The 19,223-nt window shown below is 36.7% G+C and carries 17 protein-coding genes and 1 tRNA gene; 3 read left to right on the top strand and 15 right to left on the bottom strand.

What is annotated here, in order from left to right; genetic code table 11:
• Nucleotides 1–12: 12 nt before the first annotated feature.
• From ACSU6B_RS05645 to ACSU6B_RS05625, 5 genes are all read right to left on the bottom strand, one after another.
• Nucleotides 13–918 carry an ABC transporter permease gene (locus ACSU6B_RS05645; RefSeq protein WP_374103847.1) on the bottom strand — a complete coding sequence of 302 codons (906 nt, stop codon included), beginning with the start codon at nt 916–918 and terminating at the stop codon, nt 13–15.
• 281 nt (nt 919–1,199) lie between these two features.
• A complete protein-coding gene (locus ACSU6B_RS05640; protein WP_410883459.1) occupies nt 1,200–2,693 on the bottom strand; it encodes an ABC transporter substrate-binding protein in 1,494 nt (497 codons plus the stop codon).
• A 128-nt stretch (nt 2,694–2,821) separates the two neighbouring features.
• Entirely contained in the window at nt 2,822–4,441 is a 1,620-nt protein-coding gene (locus ACSU6B_RS05635; RefSeq protein WP_439276551.1) for a response regulator transcription factor, read from the bottom strand.
• A gap of 23 nt (nt 4,442–4,464) precedes the next feature.
• Nucleotides 4,465–6,180 (bottom strand): sensor histidine kinase, encoded by a 1,716-nt coding sequence (locus ACSU6B_RS05630; RefSeq protein WP_410883455.1) that lies wholly within the window; start codon nt 6,178–6,180, stop codon nt 4,465–4,467.
• 510 nt (nt 6,181–6,690) lie between these two features.
• A tRNA-Sec gene (locus ACSU6B_RS05625) sits at nt 6,691–6,787 on the bottom strand.
• 323 nt (nt 6,788–7,110) lie between these two features.
• Between ACSU6B_RS05625 and ACSU6B_RS05620 the strand changes: the two genes are divergently transcribed.
• Nucleotides 7,111–7,536: a DUF2621 domain-containing protein gene (locus ACSU6B_RS05620; protein WP_098932902.1), complete on the top strand. Its 426-nt coding sequence runs from the start codon at nt 7,111–7,113 to the stop codon at nt 7,534–7,536.
• Between the two features lie 399 nt (nt 7,537–7,935).
• On the opposite strand, the gene ACSU6B_RS05615 is transcribed toward ACSU6B_RS05620, so the two are convergent.
• Both ACSU6B_RS05615 and ACSU6B_RS05610 read right to left on the bottom strand, forming a co-directional pair.
• Nucleotides 7,936–8,415 (bottom strand): CcdC family protein, encoded by a 480-nt coding sequence (locus ACSU6B_RS05615; RefSeq protein WP_410883453.1) that lies wholly within the window; start codon nt 8,413–8,415, stop codon nt 7,936–7,938.
• A gap of 197 nt (nt 8,416–8,612) precedes the next feature.
• Complete coding sequence (locus ACSU6B_RS05610; protein WP_168242909.1) at nt 8,613–9,320, bottom strand: cytochrome c biogenesis CcdA family protein; 708 nt, start codon at nt 9,318–9,320, stop codon at nt 8,613–8,615.
• A gap of 276 nt (nt 9,321–9,596) precedes the next feature.
• Here ACSU6B_RS05610 and ACSU6B_RS05605 point away from each other — a divergent pair, with 276 nt between their 5' ends.
• Entirely contained in the window at nt 9,597–9,773 is a 177-nt protein-coding gene (locus tag ACSU6B_RS05605; RefSeq protein WP_098932905.1) for an aspartyl-phosphate phosphatase Spo0E family protein, read from the top strand.
• Between the two features lie 89 nt (nt 9,774–9,862).
• Here ACSU6B_RS05605 and ACSU6B_RS05600 read toward each other — a convergent pair whose 3' ends face one another.
• From ACSU6B_RS05600 to yneA, 8 genes are all read right to left on the bottom strand, one after another.
• Nucleotides 9,863–11,656: an ABC transporter ATP-binding protein gene (locus tag ACSU6B_RS05600; RefSeq protein ID WP_410883450.1), complete on the bottom strand. Its 1,794-nt coding sequence runs from the start codon at nt 11,654–11,656 to the stop codon at nt 9,863–9,865.
• A 1-nt stretch (nt 11,657) separates the two neighbouring features.
• Nucleotides 11,658–13,409 (bottom strand): ABC transporter transmembrane domain-containing protein, encoded by a 1,752-nt coding sequence (locus tag ACSU6B_RS05595; protein ID WP_410883448.1) that lies wholly within the window; start codon nt 13,407–13,409, stop codon nt 11,658–11,660.
• A gap of 187 nt (nt 13,410–13,596) precedes the next feature.
• Nucleotides 13,597–13,812 (bottom strand): YneF family protein, encoded by a 216-nt coding sequence (locus tag ACSU6B_RS05590; protein WP_215000555.1) that lies wholly within the window; start codon nt 13,810–13,812, stop codon nt 13,597–13,599.
• A 71-nt stretch (nt 13,813–13,883) separates the two neighbouring features.
• On the bottom strand, nt 13,884–14,324 hold the full coding sequence (sirA, locus tag ACSU6B_RS05585; RefSeq protein ID WP_215000553.1) for a sporulation inhibitor of replication protein SirA: 441 nt from the start codon (nt 14,322–14,324) through the stop codon (nt 13,884–13,886).
• 256 nt (nt 14,325–14,580) lie between these two features.
• Entirely contained in the window at nt 14,581–16,587 is a 2,007-nt protein-coding gene (gene tkt / locus ACSU6B_RS05580; RefSeq protein WP_410883446.1) for a transketolase, read from the bottom strand.
• A gap of 177 nt (nt 16,588–16,764) precedes the next feature.
• A complete protein-coding gene (locus tag ACSU6B_RS05575; protein ID WP_088086536.1) occupies nt 16,765–16,995 on the bottom strand; it encodes a DUF896 domain-containing protein in 231 nt (76 codons plus the stop codon).
• Nucleotides 16,996–17,072: 77 nt separating this feature from the next.
• Complete coding sequence (locus ACSU6B_RS05570) at nt 17,073–17,720, bottom strand: YneB family resolvase-like protein (RefSeq protein WP_215000549.1); 648 nt, start codon at nt 17,718–17,720, stop codon at nt 17,073–17,075.
• Nucleotides 17,721–17,732: 12 nt separating this feature from the next.
• Nucleotides 17,733–18,056, bottom strand: coding sequence for a cell division suppressor protein YneA (gene yneA / locus ACSU6B_RS05565; protein ID WP_215000547.1), 324 nt, complete (start codon nt 18,054–18,056; stop codon nt 17,733–17,735).
• Between the two features lie 157 nt (nt 18,057–18,213).
• Here yneA and lexA point away from each other — a divergent pair, with 157 nt between their 5' ends.
• Nucleotides 18,214–18,837 carry a transcriptional repressor LexA gene (lexA, locus tag ACSU6B_RS05560; protein WP_168242900.1) on the top strand — a complete coding sequence of 208 codons (624 nt, stop codon included), beginning with the start codon at nt 18,214–18,216 and terminating at the stop codon, nt 18,835–18,837.
• Nucleotides 18,838–19,223 lie beyond the last annotated feature (386 nt).

Below are 19,223 nucleotides of genomic sequence, written 5' to 3'. Positions count from 1 at the left end.
CTTACCTCCTGCTTAAAATAATGCATTGTCTTTACTTTTTCTGCGGACGAGATAATTGGATATCAGGACCAGTACAAATCCAACGATGGATTGATATAGGCCGGCTGCAGCGGACATCCCGATATCCCCAAGCTGCATTAAACCTCGGTAAACATAAGTGTCAATAACATTCGTGGTATCGTAGATTGCCCCTGAGTTCATTGGTACTTGATAAAACAAACCAAAATCAGAGTAGAAAATTCGTCCTATTGACAGTAATGTCATCATGATAATGACTGGCATAATCGATGGAATTGTAATATGAATAATTTGATGCCATTTATTCGCCCCATCTAAAGTGGCTGCTTCATAGTACTCCTGGTCGATCCCGATAATAGCCGCCAAATAAATGACACATAGGAATCCGACACCCTTCCATAAATTGATGAAGGTTAATATATAGGGCCAATATTTTGCTTCGTTATACCATGAAACACCATCCAGCCCAAGTAAAGGCAGAATCGTTTTATTCAGATAACCCACATCTTCACTTAAAAAGGCAAATCCCAGATAACTGACAATAACCATCGAGATCAAGAATGGCAATAGAATAACACTTTGATAAAAGCTTTTCGCGAGCTTATTTTTAATTTCATTGAGCATTATGGCTATTCCAATCGCCAGTATCGTATTTAAGATAATAAATCCTCCATTATAGAGAATGGTATTTCGGGTAATAACAAAGGCATCTCTTGAACTAAATAGGTACTCAAAGTTTTTAAAGCCTATCCAATCACTTGCGAAGATTCCTTTCGCATAGTTAACATCCTTAAAAGCAATGACCAATCCGAACATCGGTAAATAATTGTTTATCAGCAAATAAATTAACCCAGGTACCATCATGATAAAAAGAGGTAAAAATCTTTTAAACTTGATCATCCTGTTATTTACCTTTTTAGCTGGTATCGCCTGGATGCTTGCTTTCATTTTTTTTACTGTCACTTCTGACATCCTTTTTCCCCCTTGCTGATTAAAATGTTTCCGCTTACAAACAACTTTCATTTATTGCTATAATTTTATTTTATTAAACTAGTTCTATTGAAACTACCCATAATACGACTTCTTATTTTCGTTTATCCGACTATTGGGAACATGAAATCCATCTCAAGACAAGCCAGTGAAAAAAAGAGAGCTAGCACTACTAGCTCTCTTTTCTCACCTTACTTCTCTTTCCACTTGTCAAATTGTTTTTGTTTTTCCACAATAATTTTCCCCAGACCTGATGCTTTAAGCTTACTATTAAATTCCGGCAAACTTTTCTCCGGATTTAGAGTACCTGATTCAAGTCCTAGCTTGTACTGATTTAATACGTTTGTCGATGCAGCAATTTCAGTTTTTACTGGATCTGGATTGAACGTAAAGCCAAATGCTGGAGAAAAAATAGCTGAATCGTTATGTTCTTTCATTATATCCCAGTAATTTGCAGGGTTTCCTTCCCAAGGAAAAGTCAAGAAGTTATTTCCAATTTCCCACTGGTTAAATGCATATTTTGATTCCTTAACGCCGTCAGGCAATTTAATGGTTCCATCCGAATTTTTCACATAATGTTTACCTTCCACGCCAAGATCTAGTAAATTCATAATGTCTTTATCAGTATATAGTAAATTGATAAATTCCATCGCTTTTTCAGGATTTTGACTGTTTCTCGCAATAGACATGTTGAAGCCCGTGGCTGCATCTGTGTACGAATAAACATCCGTTAATTTTACTGAAACCATTTCATAGCCAGTTATTCCCTTCTCCTGGACATCAAAACCTGGCTTCATTTTAGCGAAATAGCCAAATCCTTTATTTGCTTTTACAAGATTGGCGGCAGATTCTTTTGATGTGGCTGAATCCTTAATGATGTAACCCTCTTGGAACCACTTTCGTGCTAATTTAACAGCTTCTACATATTGCGGGTCTTTAAACATATTTACAATTTTCTTATCTTTAAATGACACCACTCCAAGGTTGTCCCCTAGCACATCAAATTTTCCAGCAGTAATTGCGGTGGCAACCGATGTTCCCATTGATGTGTTGACTACTGGTGTTAATGTTGGTTCTTTTTCTTTGACCATTTTAAAGACATCTTCCAAGTCCGTAAATGTTTTGATTTGAGAAAGATCAATCTTATATTTGTCGACTAAATCCTTTCTCATAGCAAAGCCATAATAAGAACCCCAGTCTCTTATACTTGGAATACCGTATATTTTCCCATTAACTTTATTACCTTCTATAAGACGTTTAGGAACCACTTTAAAAATTCCTTGACCATGTGATTGGAGCAAATCATCTAATGGAAGGTATTGACCTTTTGCTGCTTGTGTATTGTAGCCATAGAATGATGAAGACATGATTAAATCCAGCTTTTCGTTACTTGTTAACATTAAATTTTGTTGCTGTTGCCATGCAGCGCCACTTATTGGGACTAATTTAACCGTAGCATTAATCTTCTTTTTAGTAATTTTATTAATTTCTTCTTGAACCAATGGAAGTTCATCTATTTTGGTATTTAATGTTAAATAAGCCATTGTAATTTCATATGGCTTATTATTGGAGCTAGTTCCGTCCTTTTTACTTGTACTGCTTTCCTTAGAACTGCACCCAGCCATAACCAAAAGCACAGACATAATAATCATTAAAAACTTTGTAAATGACTTAATACTCTTCAACTTTCTTTCCCCCTTATTCTTTTTGATCTGTTGAAAACTCTTGTTGAAAGCGTTGTCAACTATCTAGTTTTAGTATAGAGGATGGGTAGAAATACACTTACTAAAAAAACGACATTTTATTTTTGTTATTACGACTTATCTAAGGAGAGTGCCATTTTTCGATATTCCATTGGATTTAATTCAGTTGCCTTTTTGAAAATAGTAGAGAAATAGGAAAAATTCGAATATCCAGCAGATAAAGCCACTTCACTTACAGGTAAATTTGTTCCAGCCAATAGTTTTTTTGCATATTCAATACGCTGCTGTTGCAAGTATTCGGATATAGATACTCCTGTTTGTTTTTTAAAAAGTCTTGTTAAGTAGTCAGGATTGAGATAAACATAATTTGCAATTTCTTCTCGTGTTAACCTCTGTTCACCAAGATGGTTTTGAATATATTGTTTAACAATGTTAACTACAGAACCTTTTTCTTGAGGAACATGAAGCTGATGCATGGCTACATCCGCAATATAAATAACCCAATCTTGTAGAAAATCTAATGATTTCAACACTTTAACAGGCTTTTCAGTCAGCAAGTTTTGTGAAAAAACCTGATTTGCCTGAATCCCTTTTACTTGGAGTACATAAAAAACCAATTGCAAAAAATCCTGATAAAATAAATGAAGTGATTGTGCGGTTATATCATCATTTGATTTTTTCCAATCCTTAAAATATTGATTAATTGCATCCAACAATTTTTCCTTTGGACCACTTTTCATTAAACTCGACCAATAAACAGGTAGCAACGGAATCGAGCATGAATCCTTTTTTTTATTATTATACACAATGGTCTGGTTACTCTTGGTTACATTGTTACGATCAAGATCCTGCAACAAATGAACCATGCTTACTACTTCCTCAATAGGAACCTGATTGCCAATATAACAGCAAAGTTCGCATGAGAAATATAGAGCAAATCGAGAAATAAAATCATTAAAATTACATGTTTGCTCCTCGATGTTTGTTGCTTTTACTAGGGGCAAAATGACCAAAATATAACCAGTTCCCAAATTTACCACATGGGCATCCATATTGGATTTGGCAATTTCTTCATTTACTGCATTCTGAAGGCCATTCTCCCTTAATTTTTCTTCATGGACCGACAGTTCCTTTTTCCAACGTTGAACATGAAATAAAATGGGCAAAAAAGTTGTGTACTCTGAATACGATAAATGATGGTACTTCTTATGCTCATTAATCTTGTCAATGGTAGAAGGGACAACTTGGTGAATGAGATCTAACCAGAATCGATCCTTCATGACAGATTGGTGCGATTTCTTCAATTGATGGTAAGACACCTCCACCAGTTTTGCATCCTGATCCTTTTTAATTTTTTCCAAGGCATTGTGAATAACACCTTCCAGCTCTTGATAATCGACTGGTTTGAGTAAATAGTTGAGACTTTTCAACTGCAATGCTTGCTTTGCATATCCGAAATCTGAATGACACGTTAAAAAAATCGCTTCCGTACTTGGGTAATGTTTCCTGACCCATTTTAAAAGGTCAATTCCCGATCCTTTAGGCATTTCAATATCACAAAGCAAAAGATCCACCCTATTATTTAAAAACACCTCTTGTGCCTGCCTCATGTTATTGGCTGTATAAACAGTAGAGATATGGTGCTTTTTCCAATCAACACCCGCCTGAACGCCTCTAATTGAATGAATTTCATCATCAACGATAAGTACATGAAATTGATTCATCATCATACCCCTTTCCTTTATTGGAATTTTTATATCGGTACCTTCATGCGGACTGTTGCACCTTTTCCTTGTTCGTTTGAAAAGTGTATATGAGCATACCCTTCATATAACAAATTCAACCGTCGCTTAACATTCCAAAGTCCAATTCGTTCCCCATTCTGGTTTGTAAGTGATTCGTTATTTTCTAAACTCCATAAAACCTCTTCAGGGAATCCTTCACCAGTATCCTGGATTTTAATTTCCATCAAACCGGGGTCTTCATTGTCTTTTTTAACAGTTATTTTAATTTCAATCGGTTCATCCATATTAAAAGCATGTTTAATAGAATTTTCAACAATCGTTTGAATGACCAAAGGCGGTATATTGCATTTCATCAATTCTGAAGATGCTTCCACATCATAATAGATAGCTTCTGGAAATCTAAGTTGTTGAATCTTTATATAATTCTCCGTATGATTTAATTCTTCTTCTAAGCTAACGAAATACGAATTACTACGAAACATAAACCGAAAGTAATTGGCTAGGCATTTGGACATTTCTTGAATGATGGCAAAATCTTTAACTGTTGCAAGATTATAAATAATGTTTAATGAGTTAAGAAAAAAGTGCGGGTTAATTTGTAATTGTAAATGCTTTAATTCCGCCCTTTGTAAATTTAACTTTTCTTCGTAAACATTGATTTTTAAGTCTTTTATCTCCGATATCATATGGTTGAAGGACCCATTCATCACTTCAAACTCCGTAGAATTATGGTTCATAGGAAGCCGTACTTCCATATCACCCTCACGAAGCTTTTTCATGGCTGAAACAATACGATTTATTGGTTGAAGAAAAACCTTTCTCATGATAAAGATAAATAGAAATAAGAACAAAACAGCTCCAAAAGAAATAACCGATGAAATTCTTTGTAAAAAAGGAAGTTTCTCTAAAATTTCACTTTCTGGTATCAATGCTAAAAGATAAAAATCACCATTTGATGATTTTTCCTTCATGACCATAAAGCGGTCATTTTCCCCAGACACTGCAAACTTATTTCCCTTCAATGTTAAGTCTATTTTTTCATCTTCTATAAATTTTTTATTGGTGATCGGCTGCAATTCGGAAGTTGCAAGCAGGGCTCTACCTGTTTCTCCAAAATCAATATACTTAAAAGGCTTAATCAAATTGTTCACATTTACCCAAGCCCCTACGTAGACTCCATCTATATTTAAATAGTATAGTAAATAATAATTTTTCTTTCCCTTCCATAAGTTCCATTTGCCTTCAAGAAGATTTTCGGGCTTTTTCTCAAGCAATTCATGAATTTCATCCGTTGCATTCATGCGGTCTGTAAAATCTTCATCATTTTTCTGAGTATATAGGAAATCTTTATAGGATGATGAATAAAGAAAAATAGAGTCAATTGCTGTATAAAAATAAGATTGATTATTGATAGAATTAAACAATCTTATTTTTGCCTCTTCGTAGTCGTTAAGATCAAAGTTTTCATGATATTGAAGGAAATATAAATCGGTATTCGCGGAAAGTTGAAATATATAATTTCCAACACCTTCCAAACTTTTATCGATTTGATCCATATAAATATTCAGCATATTTTTGTTAGATTGAGCCACTTGGCTTCGAATTACTTCATTAGCATAATAATTATTAATAATATGAAAGATGATTAATGGACCGATTATGAGGAAAATAGTCAAAAAGAGCTTAAACATTAATGAATTAAAAATTGGTTTAAGCGGTTTCATATGTGTTCCTCCTGATTTACAACTTTATTAATATAATTTTCTATTATACATTATCGTTGTAAAAAGATTGCGAAAATATAAAAATAATGAATCAACAATAATTGGAAGGTATTTTTAAAAAAAGAGATTCATGAAAGTATTAGTGAAGATTAAAAATAATAACCCTTCCTATCTTAGTAAGGGAATTAATCAGAAGGGTTAAAAATATAAATTTCTCGTTCTAACTTTTTCTTTACTTTTTCCTCCCCTTTAAAGTTATCTAAACACCTGTTTAATTACTATAAAATAACTGAAAGCCCTTTCCTACTGTAAAAACGACTTCTTTTATCAAATTTCCGACTTTTTTAGCTGAATAGGGTAATCCCTTCCATGTTCTCGAATACCTTTTCTCAAACAAAAAACCTCCAAATTTATAATTTGAAGGCTCTTAACGCACACAATATCATGTTTTCTGTTTCATACAGATTCGTTCAAAATGAGCAAAAGACTGTGGTGGTGAGAATTAATTGTTGGCGGGACTGCGTGGGAATCGAACCCACCAGACCTGGCACGCAGGTCTCAAGCAGTTTTGAAGACTGTGGAGGACACCAGTACCCCATTCAGCCCCATGGATGGAAAATATCAAGATGTTTGGACTACAGTAACACAGTCATTTGGCGAAAGAAACAAATTACTTCGCTTCCCTATCTATTGTTATTATATTACTATGGAATATGGTGATAATCAATAGAATCAGCGTACTTGTCATTTTTTCGACAAGCTTTTCATCAGGAAACTACAGAACCATTACCTGTTTCGCGCATTCACTATGATTAGATTCTTGATTAAAAGCTTAAGTATAATTTCATTCAATTTTGTCCAATACTTGTCTTAATTCATAAAAACAGACTATAATAATAAGAAAAATAGTTATCTTGTAGGTGAATAGATATGCTTCATGGTTGGTTTCTATGGTTTATCCTGTTCTGGGTATTTTTCCTTGTTGGGTCATTTGCCATTGGTGGATTTTTTATGTTCCGAAAGTTTTTGAAGAAGATGCCGAAAGAAGATGGCAAATCAGTTATGGATTGGGAAGAACATTATGTAAATGAATCGCGGCACTTGTGGGGGCCCGAGGAGAAAGAACTCCTAGAGGATTTAGTAAGCCCTGTTCCCGAATTATTCCGTGATGTTGCCAGACATAAGATTGCCGGAAAAATTGGCGAAATCGCCCTTCGAGAAAAGGCATCAAAAATTACTCAAGACCTCGTCATTCGTGGCTATATTCAAGCCACACCAAAAAGGGATCATAAATTTTTACGAAAAAAGCTTTTTGAAAATAGAATTGATGTTGCTCCTTTTGAGCATCTATTTTAACCGTCTAGCTAATAGATGGTTTTTTATTTTGTCATCAACGGATTCCATTGGATACATTTTTCATAGTTTTTTCCTAACTTTTGTCGTCAACAGCCCTCATTGGCGACTCTTTCCACATCTTTTTTCTGATTTCTGTCGCCAATAACTTTTATTGGAGACACTTCTCATTGTTTTTCCCTAAATTTTGTCGCCAATAGGCCTTATTGGCGACACTTTTCACTGTTTTTTCCTGCCTTTTGTCGTCAATAGCCCTTATTGAAGAATTTTCATTAATTTCCCCTGAATTCTATAGCCAATACCCGGTCCCTATCAAACTATTCCCTCCACAATTCAATAACATTATCCAACAAATCCCAAAAAGAAAAACTGATCCCAATAAAGGACCAGTCTCTCACATAATTATAATTGCTTATCACCATGAAGTTGTCTAAACAACTTTTTGTAGTCCATATACATCGCAATCCGCCATGGGACAATCATACAATAGGCAAGGAAGAAGAACATGCCGCTTAATTCTCCAAAATCAATGGTTGCACTTAGAACGGACTTCATAACAAGGCGAACAACTAATAGACCAATCAAAATAAAGAAAAATGCCTTAGATCGCTTTAGATAAATATCGTTATCGCGGATTTCAAACTTTGAAGTTTTAATGAGTAAGATAGAGAATAGCATCCCCACAATCGCTGCCTCGATCATTTCTGCTCCAGTTAGTCTAAATTGCGGATCCATATACATTAAAGCCCCACTCGACATGAAAAATGGAGGTAGAATTATTTTACGAGCATTCGTGGGTTTCTTTGCGGCTTTCATCCGGACTACCAAGGCCAGGGTGCCCATAAATACCGCTCCAATTGAAGAAGCAAGAACTATGTTCATTAGATTCATTCCTTATCTAATTTATTTACTAACCCATTATATCGCAAATAAATTCATTTGAAAAAAATTAACTCATGATAAAATGTTCCCAATTCTAACACACAGGTGATCGATACAAAAAAAGGAAAAAACCTCCTAAGGAAGTTCCCTTTCAAAAAATATAATATTTTTATATATTTATCATTTTCGTGTTTACATTAGAACCCCGTAAAGCCACCAAACATTCCTGAAAAAATAGTAATGATTTTAGTCATCCAGTCAAAGAATAGGACAACCCCCATTACAATCATTATGTAACCGCCAATTTTTACAATTTTACCGCTGTTCTTCTTAATCCAAGTCATGCGCCCAAGGAAGAACGAAAGAATAAAGAATGGTATGGCAAAGCCTAGACAATAGGCAATCATATACATCATACCTGAACCTGGATTTGTGGCTGCTAGGGAAATAACAAACGAAAGAATCGGACCTGTACAAGGCGTCCACCCCGCTGCAAATGCCATCCCAATTAAAACAGAACCAAAATAACCTGAAGGACGATTTTTAAATTCAATTCGGCGATCCTTCATCATAAACTTCGGATTTAAAATCCCAACGATCACTAAACCAAAGAAAACAATAAAAATTCCGCCTAGTTGACGAATAAGATCTTTATACTGTAAGAAAAAGCTTCCTAGAAACGAAGTTCCAAATCCAATCGCAATAAAAATAATAGAAAAGCCTAAAAGGAAAAATAATGTGTGGAGTAGACTCCGCTTTTGAAGCATGGCGTTTTCACTTTTTAGCTCCCCAACAGACATACCTGTGATGTACGAGAGAAATGCAGGATAAAGTGGTAAACAACAAGGAGAAATAAAGCTTAAAAATCCTGCCCCTAAGGCTAAAAATATATTTACATCTGACATATTAACACTCCCACTATAGTCGATACGTTTATATTCTAACAAATGTTTGATATAAATGATAATGGTTAACTTGAATATTTTGTGTCGCCGCCTTTTTTTGTTCCACTGAAATGCCTCTTCCATAAAATATATGCATAAATTCGTTGGATATTTATTTACAAATGTCTTTGAAAAAATTTACATCATAGGTTATACTAGTAAAACCAATGTCATTTTGATATATTAGTAGTCTATTTGCACCATAATTTAGGAGTTACTCCGGAAAGGACATCGGCCGTGACAAAAAATGATTTGGTTACATTAATTGAAAAAAAACGAGCTGAATTAATTCAAGTCGCCATCACCAACGGCTTGACATCCTCCGTTGCAATTCGCTACAGCCAGGAACTTGATCATCTCTTAAATGAATATCATAGAGTATATATAAACAAGATGCCTTCATCAGCTAGTTAAAAGAACGTCGTTGTATGTCGTCATCATTAGAAATAGACAATAGACCTATATAATGAAAAAAGCCTGGCAAATCGCCAGGCTTTTTTCCATTAATTCACAACATCCTCAAGACGTTCTACCTCTCCGTTTTGCAAAAGGAACATTTTATGGTACAAGCCACCCTGGGCAAGCAGTTGTTGATGGGTTCCCCTTTCAACAATTTCCCCCTGATGCAATACTAAGATTAAATCAGCATCCTGAATGGTTGACAGTCGATGCGCAATGGCTATAGTCGTTCGCCCTTTTCGCATTTTGGCAAGTGCGGTTTGAATGGCTTCTTCTGTTTCTGTATCAATGTTGGCGGTCGCTTCGTCGAGAACCAATATTTTGGGATTAGCGGCGATCGTTCGGGCAAAAGCGAGTAGTTGCCTTTGACCGCTTGAAAATGTGGTACCACGCTCGACAACCTTATGTTCAAAGCCATCCTCCAACTTTTCAATAAAGGTGTGGGCTTGGACAAACTTTGCTGCTTCTTCGACTTGTTCATCCGTCATGTCATTCGAATGAAGGCGAATATTATCCTTCACCGTTCCGTAGAACAAGAATGGATCTTGTAATACTAAGCCCATTTTCTCCCTGAGTTCTGTCTTTGTGAAGTTCCGAATCGATTGACCATCAATCAAAATGTCCCCCCGTTCATACTCATAAAAACGCAATAACAAATTGATAATCGAGCTTTTTCCACTTCCGGTATGGCCAACCAGTGCGACTGTTTCACCAGGATTTACCATGAAGGAAATAGATTTTAGCACATCCCGTTTTCCATCGTAGGAAAAACTTAAATTCTTAAACTCAATCATTCCTTTTTCAATGGAATTGGTCCGCTCTTCTTTTTGTATTGGTGCTAATTCTTCCTCATCCAACAGTTTAAAAACACGCGAGCCAGCGACAATCGCTTGTTGGTACAAGGAAAGCCTCATCATCATCTGATTAACCGGTTCGAAAAAACGATCCAAATAATTTATGAAGGCATATAACACGCCGATTTCCACCACATGGTTAAAAGACGTTATTCCAAAATAACTTAATACAATGATTAAGCCCAAAATATAAATTAAATCAATCGCTGGTCTTAACAGGAGGCCATCTATTTTGATATTTTTCATTCCTGCCTGATAGTGTTGTTCATTAATAGCTCCGAATTCTTCTCGTAGTCTTTTTTCCTGCCGAAACACTTGAATTATTCCCATTCCAGATAATGATTCACTGAGCTTGGCATTCAATTGGCTCAGCCGTTCGCGCATATCAAGGTAAAATCGTGAACTTAATTTTCTGTACAGGTTCATGACAAACAATAATAGCGGAAGAATCACGACACATAATAAGCCAAGTCTGATGTCCAGAATAAACATCGCAATAAAAATACCTAGTAATAAAAATCCACCTTGGATAAACGTTGCAATAACGGTAACAAACATGTCTTTAATGGCTTCCGTATCATTGGTCACCCTTGAAACGATACTTCCTGCTGGGGTCTTATCAAAATACTTTAGCCCGAGCGACTGTACTTTAGAAAAAACATCAATGCGCAGCTGTTGGATAATTTTCAAAGCCAGTTCCTGGAATTTAACCAATTGAAAAAACATGACAATCGCTTTAATGATTTGGATTGACATGTACGTGGAACCTAGGATCAGAAGTGGCTGAAACTCTAGCTTCCCAGGAGTTAAATAATCATCGATAAATATTTTTACGATAATCGGTAAAACAATATCGCCGATGGTTGTTAATAGTAAGAAGATAAATGCTATGACAATCGTTTTTTTATGTGGCTTCGTATAGGAAAGCAAACGGAATAAAATATTTCTTTGTTCACGCTCTGTAAGCTGAATTTTTTCGTCCATCTTAACGCCCTCCATGCTCAACCAACTCTTCTAGCTGCTGGCGTAAATACATTTCCTTATACCATCCACCCGATTCCATCAATACTTCATGTCTACCTCTTTCCACAATCTTTCCATCCTCAAGAACCAGAATGAGATTTGCATGTTGAATGGCACTTAATCGGTGTGAAGTGATGATGGTTGTTTTTCCTTCCCTATTCTGTTTTAATGCTGAAAGAATGGCTTCTTCTGTTTTTGCATCTACTGCAGATAAGGAATCATCGAGTACTAACACTTCTGGCTTCATCAAAATAGCCCGGGCAATCGAAATCCTTTGCTTCTGCCCGCCCGATAAGGATACCCCACGCTCTCCAACAACCGTTTGATACCCTTCAGTAAATTGAAGGATATCAGTATGGATATTGGCAAGCTTAGCGGCATTCTCAACTTCCTCTATTGATGCCCCGTGGTTTGTAAAGGCGATATTTTCACTAACAGAGGCTGAAAACAAGAAATGATCTTGCGGTACATAACCAATGGCCTCGCGTAATTTTTCAAGCTTGTATTCCTGCAGAGATTTCCCTCCAAATCTAATCTCACCTTGATAACTATCAAACTCACGAATGAGCAGTTTTAAAAGAGTGGTTTTACCAGCACCGGTTTTACCAACGATACCTACCGTCTCGCCGGTATATATCGAAAAATATATATCCTTTAAAACCGGTGTGGTTTCCCCAGGATAGGTAAAGCTAGAAAGTTTGTATTCAATATCACCTGCGGGCACCACGTTTATGGCCCCTTCCTTATCGGTAATATCTTCTTTTTCTTGAAGGAGCATGGAAACTCTGTCATAGGAAGCACTGCCTCGCTCAACAATGTTAAATAACCAGCCAAATGCAAGCATCGGCCAGATAAGTAACCCTAAATATGTAGTAAACGAGAGTAATTGCCCGATTGTTAGTTCCCCATTAAGCACGTATTTTGCACCAAACACAATCGATAAGAAGAAGGAAATACCTACGATGATCGAAATCGTCGGATCGAAGAGAGAATCAATTTTTGCGACGGTGATATTTTTTTGGACGACATCTTCTGATTGCTTCCGAAAATCCTCGATATCTTCCTTTTCCTGGCCAAACGTCTTAATCACTTTAATCCCAGTAATACTTTCCTGAGTTTTATCATTTAATGACGAAAATGCTTCCTGTGCCTGATAAAAGGTTCGATGGAGCATTGTCCCAAACCAGCTTGTAAGGATTACCATAAAGGGCATCGGAATTAAACAGATTAATGTTAATTTCCAGCTAATCGTAAATGCCATTGCACAGATAACAAACCCGCCAGTTGAAAGAGAATCAACGAAGGTTAGCACGCCTACGCCCGCTGTTTGTTGAATGGCTGACAGATCGTTGGTGGCATGTGCCATTAAATCCCCTATTCGACGTTTTTGGTAAAATGATGGCGACATATTTGTAAAATGATGATACAGCCGATTTCGAAGCAACTTACTTAACTTAACTGATGATCCAAAAATCATAATTCTCCAGTAGTACCTAAGGAAATACATTGCAAGGGCAACAATAACTAATACGGCCATCCACTGTAAGAGAATTCCCGTTGTCATCGTCCCATTCTTAACTTGGTCAGCTATGATTCCTATGATCTTAGGCGGCACCAGTTGCAATATTGCTACAAGCATTAGGAGGAAAATCCCGGATATATATGCTTTTTTCTCCTGTTTAAAATACCAGCCTAATTCTAAAAATACTTTCATTAAACCGCCCCCAAATCACGAGTAATCGATCTGCCAAAAATTGAATACGTTTGATAATTAAAGTTATTCGGAAAAATAATCCAACGGGCTGAGGTTTAATTTTACCAAATTTTTATAAAATAATAAAGATTTAGAATATTTTTATCCGCACGAAAAAAGCACTCATCTATATGAGTGCTAGTCCGTTTTATTTTGATTGTTGTTTGTTCATGGCAGCCATCATTTGGTTGATCTTCTTTTGTGATGGTTTTTGTCCCATTTGCATCATCATCATTTTTAACATTTGTTCATTGATTGGCGGATTTTTCTTTAAGTAGCTCATCATATATTTACGAGCAATGAAAAATCCTAGTGCTACACCAGCTGCTAATGCTAGTATACCAACTAGAATGTAATAAACCATATTCAACTTCCTCCTTCATGTTGTCTACCATACAGTGTACTAAATAAAACACGATTAGACAATATCTGCAATTAGATAAATTTTCTTTCCTTTATCGGCTTTAACCAACCGTATCGCTGATGTTCAAGGTCAAGTGCCAAAAAGGAAGTCTCACATTTTCTTAGAACTTCAAAAAAAGCCGTCTCAGCTTCATAGCTGCCTTGTGCCTCGATTGTAATTAAGTCTTGAAAAACCTCTAACTTTGCCGTACTTAGTTTTCCGCTTAATTCAATTGAATATGCACCATGTTCAGCTTTAAATCCCTTGATTTTTCCAAGCTGCTTTTGGATAAGTTGATGGATCTTTAGAACCTCAACCTTTTTTGTTATATAGGAAATTTGTTTTTGTGTAATAAATTTAAGTTCGCCGTTTGCTTTTCGATGTTCCTGAAAAAGCCGAAAAAACAATCGTTCTCTTCCGAAGTAATGGGTCGCAAATTCATCTTCTATTAAATATAGCTGATATTTTCTCACCACTGTTCTCTCCTTCGTTGATTACCCTTTTTACTATTATAAAAAAAGATTAACGAAACATATGTCTTACGGCGGCAAAAACTTTCACTATTTTTGTCGATTAGCAGGAATCTAAACTATTCTTCTATAAATTCGGTAGATTTGTTGAATTTTCCTTCAAAAATTAACTTTGTTCATAATATTGTTGAAATTTGACCCTTTATACCATCAAAAAAGGAGAACGGATGATTTCCGCTCTCCCTAAAATCTCATTATTTTATTTTTGCAGAAGTGCTTTTACACGTGCAACTACGTTGTTTACAGTGAACCCGAATTCTTCCATAATCTTTTCTCCCGGTGCTGAAGCTCCGAAATGATCAATAGCAAGAACATCGCCTTCGTCACCAGTGTATTTGTGCCAGCCAAATGATGCTCCCACTTCAATTCCAAGACGCTTTTTCACACTTCTTGGCAGAACAGACTCTTTGTACTCTTGAGATTGCTGCTCGAATCGATCCCATGAAGGCATACTTACAACCGAAACATGAACACCTTCTCCAGCAAGCGCTTTTTGAGCTTCCACTGCAAGGCTTACTTCTGATCCAGTTGCTAATAACAACGCATCTGGAGTTTCTCTTTCTGAAGGAGACACCACATATGCCCCTTTAGAAACTCCCTCGTACGCATTGATATCCGTTCCTTTTAATGTAGGTAAATCTTGACGAGTTAAAACAAGTGCAGTTGGTTTGTTGGTAGACTCAACTGCAAGTTTCCAAGCCGCTGCCGTTTCATTACCGTCTGCAGGACGAATGATTGATAATCCTGACATGGCACGCAATGCTGCAAGCTGTTCAACTGGCTCATGTGTTGGTCCATCTTCCCCAACAGCAATACTGTCATGGGTAAAGACATAAGTGACAGGTAATCCCATTAACGCTGCTAGACGAATGGCAGGACGCAAGTAGTCAGAGAAGACAAAGAATGTTCCGCCAAATACTTTTACGCCGCCATGAAGAGCAATACCGTTCATTGCAGCACCCATCGCAAATTCACGAACACCAAACCAGATATTACGGCCTTCATAGGAACCAGGCATAAAATCTTTCGTACCTTTAATCATCGTTTTATTCGAACCAGCAAGGTCTGCGGATCCACCGATAAAAATAGGTAGATTCTTAGCAATACCATTTAATACTTCACCTGAAGAGGCACGGCTTGCAAGGCTTTTTCCTTCTGGATATACAGGGATTTCTTTATCCCAACCTGCAGGAAGTTCATTATTTAATGCTTGTTCAAGCTGAGTAGCTAGTTCAGGGTACTCTTTTTTATATTGAGCGAAAAGATCATTCCACTCTTTTTCCTTTTTCTCGCCATTTTCAACGATCAGCTTCTGGAAGTTGTCATAGACTTCCTGTGGTACATGGAAATCTTCTTCAAAAGTCCATTTATAGGCTTCTTTAGTAAGTTTTAATTCATTTGCTCCAAGGGGTGAGCCATGAACACCTGAAGTTCCCGCACGGTTTGGTGAACCGTATCCAATTACTGTTCTTACTTCAATCATCGTTGGTCTGTCTAGATCGTTTTTAGCTTCTTCAAGAGCTTTTGCGATTTCTTCTAAATTATTGCCGTCTTCGACACGAACATATTGCCATCCGTATGATAGGAAGCGATCTTTGACACTTTCTGAGAACGACTTATCTAGGTCTCCATCAAGTGAGATATCGTTTGAATCATAAAGGACTACCAATCGCCCTAATTTCAAGTGTCCTGCTAGCGACGCTGCCTCAGCAGATACACCCTCCATCAAATCTCCATCTCCACAGATACTGTATGTAAAATGGTTCACAAGTTCATATTTATCTTTATTATAAACACTTGCAACATGGCGTTCTGCCATTGCCATTCCTACTGCCATTGCAATCCCCTGTCCAAGTGGACCAGTAGTTGCTTCTACACCCTCAGTGTGACCATACTCTGGGTGTCCAGGCGTTTTAGAGCCCCATTGGCGGAATTGCTTTAAGTCATCCATTGTTAAGTTGAAACCAGACAAGTGAAGCATGCTGTATAACAACGCTGAACCATGACCTGCTGACAAGACAAAACGATCACGGTTAAACCACTGTGGATTCTTTGGATTTTGGTTCAAGAAACGCGTCCATAAAGTATAGGTCATTGGCGCTGCACCCATCGGCATTCCTGGATGTCCTGAGTTTGCTTTTTCGATCGCATCAATGGAAAGCGTTCGAATGGAGGTTACAGATAAATCATCAATAGTATTAAACATGAATTACATCCTTTCCTAATCACAAGGTTACTAAATACATTTTCAATTTTATATCGCTACCGTTTTTTATTCAACAAATAGCATAATAATAAGAAACAAAATTCACTATTTTTTTATTTTTACACAAAAATAGTCAGTATATGTAAATAGGAATACAAAAAATGTATTCCTGAACTTTTAGTGAAGTGTATTTTTTTTCCTAGCCTTGATTTTTTCCGGTGTAACGTCATTTCCTTCCGGATCAATAAACTTGGTGTTGGTAAGGGTATCAAGCATATTCGAACGAAAAGTAGCCAAATATTCACTTCTTAATTTAGTTTGCTCTTTCGCTTCTGTTTCAGTTAATCCCGTTGCTTTTGCTTTTCGTGCCAGCTCATTAATTCTAGCCATCTTTTCTTTTGAAAGCATTCCAAGACCTTCCTTTCAAACTATTTACATGACACCTGATTTTACTAAAAAAAAAACCTAATGACAAGGCAAAAGGTCTACTCTTCTTGTGATTCAATATATTCCTGGAATCTTCTATGAACCGTGGCTTTAGAAATGTTATATCCAAAACCTCTAAGTGTAGCAGCTATTTCTGAAAAAATTAATCCATTTTTTCTTAACCGGACAATTTCTTCAATCGGAACTTCAATTTTCTCACGACCGGAGGCTTCTCCAAGATTTTTTAAGTTTTTTTCAGGTTTATAACCATTCTGAACTGCTCGCTTCATTCCACGTTTGATTTTTGCATTATGTAGTTTACGTTGGTACTCTTCAACCATACTTACGATGTTCAAAACCATGGAATCCGATTCTGAAAGCTGTAATTCTCCACTATGGGAGATACTATAAAGTTTAATATTTTCTTTTAATATGCAATGCAAGAGTGCAATTTTGGCATTCCCCCTTCCGAGTCGTGTTTCATCCTGAATTAAGAGGGCTTGTACCTGCTTATCTCTAATTCGTTCTAATAATTGAAATATCCCCTCACGATTGAAATCATAACCACTAGCCTTTTCTTTAATTACCCTATCAATCTCAAAGTGATAGGTGCTAGCTAGTTGCGTTAATTCCTCTTCCTGGCGCTTTAAAGAAGATTCTTGTGTTTCCTTATTTGTGCTGACACGGCAGTATATAATTGCTTTCATAAAAGTTCCTTTCTATTCACCAACGGCGCTAGCAAATTCATTTGTAGATGAGACTTCTTTACTCACCGGGATGATAATTTCTTCACCTGGAAAAATTTGATCATCATCTAATTCATTATGCTTTTTTATCCAAGCAACAAATTCCTTGTTTGATAATGAATGTTGATTGGAAAATTGATTAGAGATTTCCCATAGTGAATCTCCTTCAGTGATTGTAACCTTTAAATAATCATCTTGCGCGTTCGAATGATGTTGGAATGATAATATGATTGAAAGTGAACAACTTAAAATAATAAGAGTAATAGCATAGGAGTATTTGTTCCATAATTTTTTCATAAATAACACCTCTTTAAGAATGTATGTTCGTTTTATTATTCTTATTATAAATCGAACGTTTGTTTGTTGTCAACTGTATTTTCGAACTTATGTTTGTATAAAAAATACGAACATGTTATAATAAAGACAACATTAACCAGGCGAGGTGGATTTTATCATGGCTAAAATATCAAAGAGGCAGCAAGATATCTTAGACTTCATTAAAAGTGAGGTTAAGAGTAAAGGATATCCCCCTTCAGTAAGGGAAATTGGAGAAGCGGTTGGACTCGCATCCAGTTCTACTGTTCACGGACATCTAGCAAGATTGGAAAGCAAAGGACTTATTAGACGGGATCCCACAAAACCAAGAGCAATTGAAATATTAGAAGCAGATGTTGCTGCACATATACCAAGAAATACAGTTGTCAATGTTCCAGTGGTTGGGAAAGTAACGGCAGGACTCCCAATTACAGCGATTGAAAATGTGGAAGAGTATTTTCCACTTCCAGAAAGTCTTGCACCTGCAGATGAACAAGTTTTCATGTTAGAAATCATGGGTGAGAGTATGATAGAAGCTGGGATCCTAGACGGGGATTATGTAATTGTGAAACAGCAGCCAACCGCTAATAACGGGGATATTGTTGTAGCAATGACCGAGGAAGATGAAGCCACCTGTAAAAGATTTTTCAAGGAAAAAGATTACATACGCCTGCAGCCGGAAAATTCTACAATGGACCCTATTATCTTAAGGAATGTTTCGATTTTAGGTAAAGTCATTGGGGTTTACCGACATATTCATTAAGTTTAAGAGAGTTGGCATATACGTGCCGACTCTTTTTTGGTTGTGGCTAATCAACCTCAAGCTGAAGGAATTACAGAATCCGGGATAGAATGGGTCTACGTAACCATTGTAGAAGAATTCCTACTAGTTGGGGCACGTAGAGACAGACTACGTGACCTTTCTAGATGAATTTCTACGAGGTGGGGCACGTAGAGGCGGACTACGTGACCTTTCCGGAAGAATTCCTACGAGGTGGGGCACGTAGAGACGGACTACTTGACCTTTCCGGAAGAATTTCTACGAGGTGGGGCACGTAGAGAAAGACTACGTGACCTTTCCAGAAGAACTTCTACGAGTTTGAGCACGTAGAGGCGACCTACGTAACCTTTCTAGATGAATTTCTACGA

The organism is Neobacillus sp. C211, from assembly GCF_051842875.1.
Lineage (GTDB): Bacteria > Bacillota > Bacilli > Bacillales > Cytobacillaceae > Neobacillus.
Note: the sequence above shows the minus strand (reverse complement) of the source record. Positions and strands in the feature narration are given on the sequence as shown.